This is a genomic window from Pontiella desulfatans, assembly GCF_900890425.1.
Classification (GTDB): domain Bacteria; phylum Verrucomicrobiota; class Kiritimatiellia; order Kiritimatiellales; family Pontiellaceae; genus Pontiella; species Pontiella desulfatans.
Map to the genome: position 1 here is coordinate 410,749 of NZ_CAAHFG010000001.1, position 13,087 is coordinate 423,835.

9 protein-coding genes are annotated in these 13,087 nt (G+C 58.0%); all 9 read left to right on the plus strand.

Going from position 1 to position 13,087, the window contains the following annotated elements:
- Positions 1 to 62: 62 nt before the first annotated feature.
- On the plus strand, positions 63 to 1,541 hold the full coding sequence (locus tag E9954_RS01525) for a right-handed parallel beta-helix repeat-containing protein (RefSeq protein WP_187357940.1): 1,479 nt from the start codon (positions 63 to 65) through the stop codon (positions 1,539 to 1,541).
- Positions 1,542 to 1,623: 82 nt separating this feature from the next.
- Positions 1,624 to 3,996, plus strand: coding sequence for a glycoside hydrolase family 3 N-terminal domain-containing protein (locus E9954_RS01530; protein WP_136077491.1), 2,373 nt, complete (start codon positions 1,624 to 1,626; stop codon positions 3,994 to 3,996).
- Between the two features lie 95 nt (positions 3,997 to 4,091).
- On the plus strand, positions 4,092 to 5,633 hold the full coding sequence (locus E9954_RS01535) for a sulfatase (protein ID WP_136077492.1): 1,542 nt from the start codon (positions 4,092 to 4,094) through the stop codon (positions 5,631 to 5,633).
- 259 nt (positions 5,634 to 5,892) lie between these two features.
- Positions 5,893 to 7,257: an agarase gene (locus E9954_RS01540; RefSeq protein ID WP_136077493.1), complete on the plus strand. Its 1,365-nt coding sequence runs from the start codon at positions 5,893 to 5,895 to the stop codon at positions 7,255 to 7,257.
- Between the two features lie 25 nt (positions 7,258 to 7,282).
- Positions 7,283 to 8,050, plus strand: coding sequence for a sialate O-acetylesterase (locus E9954_RS01545; protein WP_222847010.1), 768 nt, complete (start codon positions 7,283 to 7,285; stop codon positions 8,048 to 8,050).
- Positions 8,051 to 8,135: 85 nt separating this feature from the next.
- Complete coding sequence (locus E9954_RS01550) at positions 8,136 to 9,536, plus strand: sulfatase family protein (RefSeq protein ID WP_136080109.1); 1,401 nt, start codon at positions 8,136 to 8,138, stop codon at positions 9,534 to 9,536.
- The gene (locus E9954_RS32210; protein ID WP_168441886.1) at positions 9,523 to 9,675 is read left to right on the plus strand and encodes a hypothetical protein; all 153 of its coding nucleotides are present in this window, start codon (positions 9,523 to 9,525) and stop codon (positions 9,673 to 9,675) included. Before E9954_RS01550 ends, E9954_RS32210 begins: the two co-directional genes overlap by 14 nt.
- A 9-nt stretch (positions 9,676 to 9,684) precedes the next feature.
- Positions 9,685 to 11,439 carry an ABC transporter ATP-binding protein gene (locus E9954_RS01555; protein ID WP_136077494.1) on the plus strand — a complete coding sequence of 585 codons (1,755 nt, stop codon included), beginning with the start codon at positions 9,685 to 9,687 and terminating at the stop codon, positions 11,437 to 11,439.
- A gap of 109 nt (positions 11,440 to 11,548) precedes the next feature.
- Positions 11,549 to 13,078, plus strand: coding sequence for a sialate O-acetylesterase (locus E9954_RS01560; protein WP_136077495.1), 1,530 nt, complete (start codon positions 11,549 to 11,551; stop codon positions 13,076 to 13,078).
- Positions 13,079 to 13,087: the final 9 nt, after the last annotated feature.

Here is a 13,087-nt window from a genome sequence, read left to right on the forward strand (position 1 = left end):
ACATAGAAAGAAGTCGCACAGGTCTTTGTGCTTCTTGTGCCTTTTTGTGGCTATCCGTCCTAATGCTCCTGTTGGTCGCTTCGCCTGCTGTTGCGCGGGACTACCATGTGGATTCGCAGCGGAAGTTCGAGGCCATCAGCCAGATTGAAATGCAGCCGGGCGATGCCATCCTCCTCAAACGTGGCATGCAGTTTTCAGGTATGCTTGCTCCCTTGGGAAACGGATCGGAAGAGGCTCCTGTTCGTATTGATTCGTATGGCCGCGGTAAACGCCCGCAAATCCATGCAAGGGGAAAAGAGATCGCCGGCCTGCTGCTGAAAAATCCCTCTTTCTGGGAAGTCCAGGGATTGGAAATCACCAATACGGATGGATCGGACAAGGATCAGGGTGATCTGTTCGGGATCTATGTGCTGGCCGAGGGCGAGGAAGGCACCTACCGGAATGTCTACATTAACGACTGCCATATCCACGATGTGAACGGCATGGTGGCCGGCAAAAAACGTGGCGGTATCCATGTCCATATCAAAAAGCTCAAGAACTCCAGCTTCGATGATCTGCGCATCACGAACAACCGGATTGAAAACATCGGCGGGGTCGGGATTGGAAATGATTCCTCCTGCGGCGGGGTCAAGTTGCTTGAAGACGGTTTCGAGAGTGAAAACCTCTGGACGCGCGTCTATGTGGCCGGCAACCGGGTGGATACGACCGGGCGGAACAACATCATTGCGCGTGTCAGCAAGGATGCGGTCTATGAGCATAATATCCTGGCGAACAGCAGCCGCCGCGATACCGGGCACAGCATCTTCTGCTTCAATACCGAAGGCATCAGGATCCAGTTCAACGAGGCCTATGGAAATGTGGGCGATACCAAGAACAAGGACGGGGGCGGCGAGTCGGACCGCGGCGGCTTCGATGCGGACTACAACTGTATCAACACCTTTATCCAATACAACTACAGCCACGACAACCTGTGGTTCTGCGGGATCATGAAGAGGCCGACCCGCAACGTGGTCATCCGTTACAACCTCAGCCAGAACGATCGCGCGGGCATCTACTTTTATGGGTTCGATCGAAACAAGCAGGCCGAAAATGTACACATCTACAACAACACCCACTTTGTTCGGCGGGGGTTGGAGGTGGAGGTCTTTGCGGAAGGGCGGACCCCGCTGAATTCAACCTTTGAAAACAATATTTTCTATTTCGAAGGCCGGGGGAAATGGGGAGTTCACGCGGAAGGCATCAACACCGTCTTCCGCAACAACCTCTACTTTAATATCGAACCGCATCCTTCGGAAACGGTTCCCATCGTTGCGAACCCCGGATTCATCAATCCGGGCGATGTTGGAACGGATATTGATCTGAAAACCATGGCTGCGCTCGGGGGGTACCGGCTCCGGTCGGGATCGCCCTGTGTGGATGCCGGGCTTAAAATCGTTGGAAACGGCGGGGTGGATATGCTGAAGACCGCCATTGATTCTGAGGGCGCAGACGTGGGCGCCTTCGAGTTGCCAAAAACATCATTAACCATGGGCACGAAGTAGCTCGCATATCTGATGCGAGTTTTCGCGCACGGGAACGCGGAACGGATATCCGCGCTACAATTGAAAACAAGGAAGAAGCAGGATGACGAAAACAGGTTTGGTGTTGGTTTGTGCCGCGGCGGCTTTGTCCGCCGGAGCGGAGGGCATTTATCACGAAGGGTGGATCGACCGGAACAAGAACGGGGAAATGGATCCGTATGAAAATCCCACGCTATCGGTGGATGAGCGCGTCGCCGATCTGCTGGGCCGCATGAACCTGGAGGAAAAGACCTGCCAGATGGGCACCATCTATGGCTACAAGCGCGTGTTGAAGCAGATCCATCCGACGGCAGAGTGGAAAACCCGCGTCTGGAAGGATGGCGTCGCCAACATCGATGAACATTGCAACGGCGTGCGCGGGGCGAACGAGCTGACCGGGCATGTGGAGCACGGCGAGTTGCTCAACGAAATCCAACGCTGGTTCATCGAGGAAACCCGGCTGGGCATTCCGGTGGATTTCACCAACGAAGGCATTCGCGGCCTGGCCCACTGGCGCGCCAGCAACTTCCCGAGCCAGCTCGGCATCGGCGCCACCTTCGACAAGGAACTGGTGCGCCGCATTGGCGAAATTACCGGCAAGGAGGGCAAGGCGCTGGGCTACACCAATGTCTATTCGCCGATCCTCGATACCGTGCGCGATCCGCGCTGGGGGCGCACGGTGGAGTGTTATGGCGAGTCGCCGTATCTGGTCGGCGAGCTGGGCAAACAGCAGGTGCTGGGCATCCAGTCGCAGGGGATGGCCTCGACCCCGAAGCATTTCGCGGCCTACAGCAATCCGAACGGCGGGCGCGATGCCCGTGGCCGCACCGACCCGCAGATCCCGTTCCGCGACCTGCAGGAAATCCTGCTGCATCCTTTCCAGAAGGTGTTCACCGAAGCTTCGCCGATGTGCACGATGAGTTCATACAACACCTATGACGGCATTCCGGTGACGGGCAGCCCCTACTTCCTGACGGAGCTGCTGCGCAACGAGTATGGCTTCGAGGGCTACGTCGTTTCCGACAGCGGTGCGGTTGAGCGGCTCTACAAGCAACATGGCGTCGCCGTGGATTTCAAGGACGCGATTGTGCAGGCGGTCAATGCCGGGCTGAATGTGCGCACCAATTTCCGGTCGATGGAGCATTTCGTGGAACCGCTTCGGGAACTGGTCGTGGAAGGGCGCATCAGCGAGGAAACCATCAATTCGCGGGTGGGCGATGTGCTGCGGTATAAATTCCAGCTCGGCCTGTTCGATGCCCCGTTCGTTGATCCGGCGGCGGCCCCGTCCATCGTTCACCAGGCCTCGCACGAAGCCGCGACGCTGGAGGCGGCGCGCAAGGCGATGGTCTTGCTGAAGAACGAGGGGAACGTGTTGCCGCTGGATCCGGAAAAGATCGGAACCCTGCTGGTGACCGGCCCCGGTGCGGACGATTTCCACCCGATGATCAGCCGCTACGGCCCGGGAACCTCGGATGTGATTACGCCGTTGGCCGGGATCAAGGCGCTGGTGGGCGACCGGGTGCAGGTGCTGCATGCGAAAGGGGTTGACTTCAAGGATGCCCGCTTCCCGGGGTCGGACTTGATTCCCATGCCGCCCAATGCGGAGGAGCAGGCGGGCCTCGATGAAGCCGTGAGCCTGGCAAAACAGGCCGATGCCCTGGTGGTCGTGCTGGGCGACGACCACAATACGATCGGGGAATCGCTTTCCCGCACATCGTTGGATCTCCCCGGATATCAAACCCTGCTCGCGCAGGAAATGGTGAAGACCGGCAAGCCGGTGGTGGTGGTCTTGATGGCAGGCCGCGCGGCATCGATCAACTGGATCAAGCAGCAGGTGCCCGGCATCCTGGTCTGCTGGCATGGCGGGGAAAAGGTGGGCCAGGCCGTGGCGGAAACCCTGTTCGGCGACAACAATCCCGGAGGCAGGCTTCCGTTGACGTTCCCGCAGACCGCCGGCCAGATTCCGCTTTGCATTCCCCACCGGAAAGGGGCCTGGGGCGCCCAGAATAAATCGGCCGATGAAAACGGATGGGGCGCCACCCGTGCCGTCGATCCGCTCTACCATTTCGGCCATGGCCTGAGCTACACCTCCTTTGAATACAGCAACTTGAAAATCGCCGAAGGGGAAACAATCACTGTCAGTTGCGATGTTTCCAATGTCGGGAAAGTGGACGGCGACGAAGTGGTGCAGCTCTACATCACGGACGAGGTTGCTTCCGTCGCCCCGTTCGATCAGGTGCTCCGCGGCTTTGAGCGCGTTCCGCTCAAGCCCGGCGAAACCAAGACCGTCACGTTCAAGCTCGAACCGAAGCGCGATCTTAAAATGCTGAATCGTGAAAATGAATGGGTCGTCGAACCCGGTCGGTTCGAGGTTAAAGTGGGCACCTCCTCGGCACCGGAAGGCATAAAGCTGACCGGCGGATTTAACATCCGGTAATTCCAATGGTTGGACAATCGTACGGTGATGTGTAGGGCGGGGCCGTGACCCCGCTTCCGCGATCATGGATCGCGGCTACAGGTAGGAACGAAGTCATGAAATCTAAAAACACTATTCGAATACTGCTCTTTTCGTTGCTCATTGGCGCGGCGGCACAGGCATCCGCCGCGAAAGACAGGATGAACGTGCTGTTCATTGCGGTGGACGACCTCAACGACTGGACGGGATTGCTGGAGGGACATCCGCAGGCCTACACGCCCAACCTCGATCGCCTCGCGAAACGGGGCGTCTATTTCACCAATGCACACTGCGCGGCGCCGGTCTGCACAACATCGAGGCAATCGCTGCTCAGTGGATTGGCACCGACCACGTCCGGGTGGGTAAACAGCACGCCGAATAACGCAGAGGAATACGACGCCGTGCTGGCGGGGCGGAAACCGCTACCGACCCTTTTCAGGGACAATGGATACGCGACCATGGCGGCCGGTAAGATTTATCATAAGGGCGTGAAGGATTTTGACTATCCGCTGTGGGATGAAACGCTGTCGAGCAACTATGGGTTCAGAAAAGGCGCTCCGTGGTATCGCAACAGCCACTTCAATCCTTTCCCGCCGGACGGCGGAGCCATCTATCAGGCCCATGGAGGCCGGGTTAAAGGCGACACCCTCTGCTGGGCGGCGCTGGAAAAAGATGAGATGCCGAAGAAAGGCATGCCCGACGAGCAGATTGCGGACTGGGCCATCGGGCAGCTGGGCCAAAAGCATGAAAAGCCCTTTTTCATGGCGGTGGGTTTTTTGCGTCCACACAATCCGTACACGGCTCCGAAGAAATATTTCGAGCGCTATCCGCTGGAGTCGATCAAGGTTCCCGAGGTGCCCGCCGATGAGTTCAACGATATTCCGCTGTACGGCAAGGCCATGATTTACGGAACACTGCCGAAGGGCGACCATAAGGAAGTCCTCGATATCAGCCCGACCTATTGGAAGGAGCTCGTCCGGGCCTATCTCGCCTGTACCACCTTCGTCGATGACCAGATCGGCAGGGTGCTCGACGCGCTCGATGAGAGCAAGTATGCCGACCATACGATCGTTGTTCTGTGGTCGGATCATGGGCAGCATCTGGGCGAGAAACGGCATTGGCGAAAACAGGCCTTGTGGGAGGAGTCCACCCGGGTGCCGCTGTTTTTCTCGGTGCCGGGCATGCCCTCGAACGGCGAGCTCCGGAACCAGCCGGTGAGCCTGCTCGATATTTTCCCGACCCTCAGCGAACTCTGCGGACTGCCTGGACAGGATCTTGATGGCGTAAGCCTTGTGCCGATGCTGAAGAATGACGAGGCCGAACGGGGGGCTCCGGTGGTAACCACCCGCTATAACGGAAACCATGCCGTCCGGAGCCGGGACTGGCGCTACATTCGCTATCGCGACGGAACCGAAGAACTGTACGATCATCGCAAGGATCCCGGCGAGCACAAGAACCTTGCATCAAACCCCGAGTTTGCCGATGTGCTGAAAGCTCAACGGGAGTGGCTGCTGAGTAACGAAGCCGCTGCCGATGCAACTGCGGACTACCCGACGGATAGCTATGACCGATGCGTTGATGATTTTAAAACAAAAGGTGTGCCGGACTGGCTGCAATAAATATGGGGATCTTCGCAGATAGGCACACAGAGGCAGGGAATGTGCTGAAAGCACAATACAATTTAGCCCATGGCAAAGCCATGGGGCTGAGAGAAGGCCGCGTTTCTTGCCCTGAAGGGGCAACACAAACAGCTGTTTTCATCGCGGATTGTGTTGCCCCTTCAGGGCAAATAGAATGGGGTTTCGTCAACCTTGGACTGCGTCCAAGGCTAAGTTGTGTAGTGCCGTTGGCACATGATCGACCTGAGCAGTTATAAATATGAAAATTAAGCGTCTCATTTTAGCGGGCCTGGCGTATGTGCTGGCTGGCGTCTCGGTTTCATCGGCAGATACCCTGCGGGTGAAAGCCAAACGCGATCCCGGGCTGGGCTGGAAGCTGGAGGAAACTCGGACGGTTGAATCGCTGAACCGCTTTAAACCGAAGCGGATAAAGACCAATGCATTCGGAAGCCGGATGGATTGTCGGCAGAAGAAGACGGGTTTTTTCCATGCGGTCGAGAAAGACGGTCGTTGGTGGCTGGTCGATCCCGAGGGCTATCTGAATATCAATGTTTCGGTCGTGTCCGTGAATATGGGAAGCGGCCCATCGCAGAAGAAGGCGTTCCCTCGTGCATTCGGTTCGGAAAAAAAGTGGGCGAACAAAACGGTTGAGCTGCTTCGGGAGAATGGATTCAACGGCACGGGAGCCTGGTCCGACGATGAGCAGTTGAGAGAAGCAAAGAACCGCATCAACTATTGCGTAAACTGGAAGTTCATGTCCACGTTTGCCCGGGGGCGTACCAAGCTGGGGTCGGGGCATGTTGATTATCCGGCGGACTGCATTCCGGTGTTCGATCCGGATTGGGAAAGCTTTTGTGAACGCCATGCAAAAATGAAGGTGGCCGGGTTTAAGGACGATCCCTGCCTGGTGGGGCATTTTTTTGACAATGAGCTTCCGCTGAAGCCGGGCATGATCGAGCGCTTCCTGGAACTGCCGAAGGGGGATGCCGGTTATCTGGCGGCCCGCAACTTTATGGAATCCCGCAAGGGAAAGGGGGCCGCAATTGGCGATCTCAAGGCGGCCGAGCGGGACGCGTTCGATGACCTCGTCATGGAAAAATACATGGGCACCATTGCCCGGGCGATCCGTAAGGTGGATCCAAACCACATGTTGCTCGGCCCCCGTCTCTACTCCCGGAATGCTTCGATGGGCACCATTGGAAAATATGTCGATGCGTTTGCCTACAACCTCTATGGAAAATGGTCGCCCGCATGGAAAGCCGCGGATTTGGCGGAATCCATCGGGAAGCCTTTGCTGGTGACCGAATTCTACGCCAAAGGAATGGATGTGGACGGTTTGTCGAATGAGTCCGGCGCCGGGTGGTGCGTGCCGACGCAGGAGGATCGGGGCCTGTTCTACCAGAATTTTGCACTGGACCTGCTTGAATCCAAAGTCTGCATCGGTTGGCACTGGTTCCGGTATCAGGATAATGACCCCGGGAACACGAAAGTGGATGCATCCAACCTGAATGCGAATAAGGGGATCGTGAATAACGACTATGAACCGTATGAACCTTTATTGACGAAAATGAAAGAACTCAACACGCAGGTCTATGCGCTCATCGATTACTTCGATCGCCAATGATCACTTTTATTTATTGAGGAACAAGATGAACAGATGGATAGGAACGACGTTGTGCCATGTCGTGGTTTGGGCATTGGCAACCCACGGGGGAGAGCGGAAAACCATGGACCTCTATCTGCTGATCGGCCAATCCAACATGGCCGGGCGCGGAAAGGTCGAGGAGCAGGATCGCAAGCCCCATCCGCAGGTGTTCACCCTGAACAAGGAGAAGGCGTGGGTGCCGGCCGTGGATCCGATCCATTTCGATAAATCCATTGCGGGGGTCGGGCCGGGCCGGGCCTTCGGGATTGCGATGGCGGAACACGATCCCGAGGCCAGGATCGGCCTGGTTCCATGTGCGGTGGGTGGAACCTCCATCACCGCCTGGGTTCCGGGGGTTGAACATGCCAAGAGCAAGAAGCATCTTTACGACGATATGCTCGCCCGTCTGAAGGTTGCGCAGGAAAGCGGGACGGTCAAGGGCATCCTCTGGCACCAGGGGGAGTCGGACGGCAAGCGAACCAGCCAGTATATGGAGCGGCTTGCGGCGTTGATTGCCGCGCTGCGTGAGGAGCTCGGGAATCCCGGGCTTCCCTTTGTGGCCGGGTTGGTTGAGATGGATGATCGCGATGGCAAGGAGCCGCGCGCAATCAATGGCATCCTCCTCAAGCTTCCCGAGGTGGTTCCAAACACGGCCGTTGCTTCTTCGGAAGGGTTGACGACCCAGGACGGCACCCACTTCGATTCCGCCAGCCAGCGGGAATTGGGAAAACGCTTTGCGGAAAAAATGATTGAATTGCAGGAGAAAAAGTAGCTCGCATATCTGATGCGAGTTTCCCGATGCAGCGGGAGCGGATCGGATATCCGCGCTACGGACGAAAAAATGGAGAACGAGAAAAATGAAAAGTTTTGAAAGACGCAATTTTTTAAAGACGGCAACCATGGCCGTAGCCGCTGGAGCTTTAAGCGCGAAGGCCGCAAAGAGCACCAGGCCCAACATCCTGTTCATCACCACCGACCAGCAGTTTGCCGATGTGATGGGCTGCGCCGGGTCGAAGTGGGTCAAGACTCCGGCGATGGATTCCATTGCGAAGCGGGGCGTCCGTTTCCCCAATGCCTATGTGAACTATCCCGTCTGCATGCCGGAGCGCTACACGATGTATACCGGACGCCTTCCCTGCCAACGCCATCTGGCCGACAAAGACCACAAGCCGACCATTTCGCTGGGCAATCAGGCCAGGACCGCCGGCTACGATACGGCCTACTTCGGGAAGTGGCATGTGCAGGATGAAACCTTTTCCTCGAAGGATCATGCGAACCACGGGTTTGATCTGCATACGGGCGGCAAAGATAAAACGATGACGAAGAATGCGATCGAGTTTCTTTCCGGAGATCGAAAAAAACCTTTCTTTGCCGTGGTGTCCTATTACAACCCGCACGATATCTGTGAGTGGGGGCGGAAGAAGGCCGGTCGCACTGAAGGCATTGATATGAAAAACGGCGAGGTCGAAACCGATCCGGCGTTGGCGGACTGCCCGCCTTTGCCGGAGAACTATGAAATCAATCCCGATGAATCCGAAGCGGTCGTAACCCGGCGCAGCCTGGTGGATAAAGGGGTCCCGAACGCGCAAAGAATGGCCATGGATTTTACGGCCGACGAATGGCGTCAATACCGATGGGCCTACAACCGGTTGGTGGAACTGGTCGATGGCCATATCGGCGAAGTTCTCCAATCACTGGAAAAAAACGGGCTGGCGGACAATACGGTGATCATTTTTACGAGCGACCACGGCGACGGCTATGGCGCACACCGCTGGCACCAGAAATCGGTGCTCTACGAAGAGTCCTGCCGCGTCCCGTTCATCGTCAGCTATCCCGGCAAGGGGCGGCAGAACGAGACGGATGACCGGTTGGTTTCCGTGGGCATCGATTTGATGGCGACCATTTCCGAGCTGGTTGGGGTGGATATGCCGGAAGGACCGTATTACGGGAAGAGCGTGCTCCCCTTTGTGCTCCATAAAAACAGCAAGGCGCCGACGCATGAATTCGTGGTTTCGGAGGCCGAGGTCCGGATTGGAAAAAGCAACACCATCGAAGGGCGCGGACTGCGTACGCCGAAATACAAATACCATCTCTGGAGCAAGGGCGACAACCGCGAGCAGTTGTTCGACATGGCCAACGATCCCGGCGAAACCAAGAACCTGGCCAACAATCCTGAATATGCCCAGCAGCTGGAGCGCCACCGCAAGCTGTTTGCCGACTGGCTGGAAAAAACGGATGATACCTATGGCGAGGGCTGACGCTTCGGTATATCGGACCGATTGTTTGGGCAAACCGTTCGTCCGGATTGCCGGAGGCCTTGCCACGGGCACCTTTACCGACGTTGTCCTGCCGGGATGCTGCTTCTACCGCATCGAGGTAGAGCTGGATGTCAACTAGGGGGTTTTCTTGAATCGCCGGGAATATGGACTTTTGCGCGAGCTGCCGGAGGGGCGGGGCCGTCGCATCGGCGCGGTGCTGTTCTGGATCATGCTCAAGGGCGCGCCGGTCTGGCTGGGGCCGGTTCTGATGGGGAGGATTATCGACCTCGGAGGCATGGAGGTTCCGGATGTGGGCAAGCTGGTGCTCTATACCGCCCTGTCGGTGTTCCTGTTTGTGCAGAATATTCCGGCCGCCGTGTGCTACATGGGCAACCTGGTGCACCTCACGCGGGGCATCGGGCGGGACTTGCGCATCCGCATCTGCCGCCAGCTCCAGGTGCTTTCGCTCCATTATCACAGCCGTAACAGCATCGGTGCCCTGCATTCCAAGGCGATCCGCGATATCGAACTGGTGGAACAGCTGCCGAAGCTGGTGGTGGAGCAGGGGTTCGGGTTTTTCATGGCGCTGCTCATTGCAACGGTTTCGATCCTGGTCCGGAAGCCGGAGGCGCTGGTCTTTTTCTTTCTGACGGTTCCGGCCTGCGCGCTGGTTTCCAGCCATTTCCGGAAAAGACTCGACGTCAGTGCCAACCGCTACCGCAAGAGCATGGAAGGCATGAGCCTGTTCCTCAACGAGATGGTCACCATGATGCCCATCACCCGCGCCCACGGGGTGGAGGAGCAGCAGCTCCGGACGGTGGAGAGCGGGATTCACTCCGTCTTCGAGCGAGGTGTCGATTTTGATAAGCTGACCCAGCTTTTCATGGCGATCAGCTGGGTGGTCATGGGCGTTATGCAGGCGCTGTTTCTGGGCGGTGCCATGTATGCGTGCTTCAAGGGCCACATCTCGGTCGGCGATGTGGTGATGTTCAACCTGTTCTTCGGAACGTTGTCGAACAGCCTGGCCAACCTGCTCACCTTTGTGCCGCAGCTGCTGCAGATCCGCGAGTCGCTCGGGTCGATCGCCGAAGTGCTCAGTGCCCCCGATCTGGAGGAAAACAGCGGCAAGCCGGCATTTGAATCGGTGCGCGGCGACTTCCGCCTGGAGCAGGTCCGCTTCACCTATCCCGGGGCGGAGGCGCCCGCGCTCCGCGATCTGTCGCTGCGGATCGATGCCGGAACCTCGCTGGCCATTGTCGGCCCCAGCGGATGCGGGAAATCCACCTTGTTGTCTTTGCTCCTGGGCTTCGTCCGACCGGAATCCGGCGTGATTCGGCTGGATGGCCAGGATATGCAGAACATGGATCTGCGCAGCTACCGCAGGCAGGTCGGGGTGGTGACGCAGGATCCCGTGTTTTTTTCGGGCTCCGTTTTTGAAAACATTGCCTACGGCAGCGAAGACGTAGGCCGGGAACAGGTTTTGCAGGCCTTGGAAAAAGCCCATGCCCGTGGGTTTGTGGAGGAACTGCCCGACGGGCTGGATACCGTCCTGGGGGTCGGCGGCGCCCGCCTGTCGGGCGGTCAGATGCAACGGCTGTCGATTGCCAGGGCGATTGTGCGGGACCCCCGGGTATTGATCCTCGACGAAGCAACCAGTGCGCTGGATATGGAATCGGAGCGGGTGATCCAATCGGCCCTCGATGAACTGATGAAAGGCCGCACGACCCTGATTGTGGCGCATCGCATTTCAACGGTTGAAAACGCCGACCGGATTGCGCTGTTGGAGAACGGACGGTTGGTTGCCTGCGATTCGCCGCGCGAACTCTTGACGTACGACAATTTCTACAGCCGGGCCGTTTTGAGTCAGAAGGGCAAGGCCCGGGGAACGGGCGGGCAGGGTTAACTTGGTAATCTTTGCCGTGGTCGGGTGACGCTGCGTGCTTGCGTATCTTACTATTGCATCGGTAGTCTGCCTCGCACGGTACGATGAATCAATTAGCTTGGAGAGATGCATGAAGAAGAGAACCAGATATGTAGTGAAAGCAGGAATCGTGGCGGCGGCCTTCGTGTCGGCCGCGGCGCAGGCCGCGTTGCAACCCGCCTCGCTCTTCACCGACCACATGGTGCTGCAGCGCGATAGGCCGGTTCCGGTTTGGGGCACCGCCGATCCCGGGGCAACGGTTACGGTGGGGTTTGCCGGCCAGATCAAACAGGGGAAGGCCGACTCCGGCGGAACATGGAACGTGGCCCTGGAACCCCTTTCCGCATCGACCAAGCCCCGGACGATGGAAATTTCCTGTTCCAATCATCCAACGATCGCCTATTCCAATGTGGTGGTGGGGGAGGTGTGGATCTGTTCCGGGCAATCCAACATGCAGTTCCCGGTGGCCTCCGTGCCGGAGATCAAGGCGCTGGAAACCACGGCGGAAAACATCCGTTGTTTCGAGGTGAAGCGAACCGTCGCCTTGACCGGGCAGGATTCCTGCGAAGGCGGGTGGGTCGTGCGGCATCCCAACAGCGCCGTGGCGTTTTCCTTCGCCTATTTCCTGGAGCAGGCCGCCGAGGTGCCGGTGGGTATTGTCCTGACCTGCTGGGGCAGCTCGTCGATCGAGGCCTGGATGCCGCGCGATATGACCGAAACCGTGCCGCACTTCAAGACGATGATGGCGGAGTTCGATGCCGACACCGCAACGCGCGATAAGATTCAGGCCATCCTCGACGGACCCAAACCCTGGAGCAAGCAGGACGATGTTTTTCTGCGGCGCCAATCGAACATTCTTTATAACGCCATGATGCATCCGCTGGCACCGTACGCCTGCCGCGGGCTGGTGTGGTACCAGGGCGAGCGCAATACGCAGTCGATGTTTGGCATGATTGACGAACCCTGGTTTTCCCGCAACTCCGGCATGCTCAACTATGCCGATACCCTGCAGCAATGGATGAAGCGCCTGCGCTCGGAATGGGGGCAGGATGAGTTTCATTTCCTGGTGGTCATGCTGCCGGGATATTATAAGCAACTGCCGACCGGGCCGCAGGAGGGGCCGGAAAGCCCGGTGGCCCATTCATGGGCGTGGATGCGGGAGTCGCAGCTGAAGGCGCTCGACCTGCCGGGGGTCGGTGTGGCCAACACGATCGATCTGGGCGATGTCAAGAACGTGCACCCCAAGGATAAACTCCCGGTCGGGCAGCGCCTGGCTTTGCTCGCGCAGCGCGATACGCTGGGAATGGATGTGGAAGCGCAGGGCCCCGTTTTCCGCGGATTGGAAAGAAAAGGAACAACGCTGGTGCTTTCGTTTGACCATGCCGAGGAACTGAAAACCACGGACGGCGAAAGGCCGAAAGGATTCTGGCTGACGGATGATTCCGGGAAATGGGTTCCTGCCACTGCGGCCATCAACGGGCAAACCGTTGTGCTCGAGTCGGCCGGTCTGAAGAAGCCGTTGCATGTTCGATATGCCTTTGCGGGAAAACCCGAAGTCAATCTCGTGAACGGTGCGGGCCTGCCGGCCTACCCGTTCCGGACGGATCGTTTCGAACCTTAGGAAGAATGA

Coding starts and splice junctions, on each gene's coding strand:
- E9954_RS01525 (WP_187357940.1), top strand. CDS start 63: ATGCTCCTGTTGGTCGCTTCGCCTGCTGTTGCGCGGGACTACCATGTG.
- E9954_RS01530 (WP_136077491.1), top strand. CDS start 1,624: ATGACGAAAACAGGTTTGGTGTTGGTTTGTGCCGCGGCGGCTTTGTCC.
- E9954_RS01535 (WP_136077492.1), top strand. CDS start 4,092: ATGAAATCTAAAAACACTATTCGAATACTGCTCTTTTCGTTGCTCATT.
- E9954_RS01540 (WP_136077493.1), top strand. CDS start 5,893: ATGAAAATTAAGCGTCTCATTTTAGCGGGCCTGGCGTATGTGCTGGCT.
- E9954_RS01545 (WP_222847010.1), top strand. CDS start 7,283: ATGAACAGATGGATAGGAACGACGTTGTGCCATGTCGTGGTTTGGGCA.
- E9954_RS01550 (WP_136080109.1), top strand. CDS start 8,136: ATGAAAAGTTTTGAAAGACGCAATTTTTTAAAGACGGCAACCATGGCC.
- E9954_RS32210 (WP_168441886.1), top strand. CDS start 9,523: ATGGCGAGGGCTGACGCTTCGGTATATCGGACCGATTGTTTGGGCAAA.
- E9954_RS01560 (WP_136077495.1), top strand. CDS start 11,549: ATGAAGAAGAGAACCAGATATGTAGTGAAAGCAGGAATCGTGGCGGCG.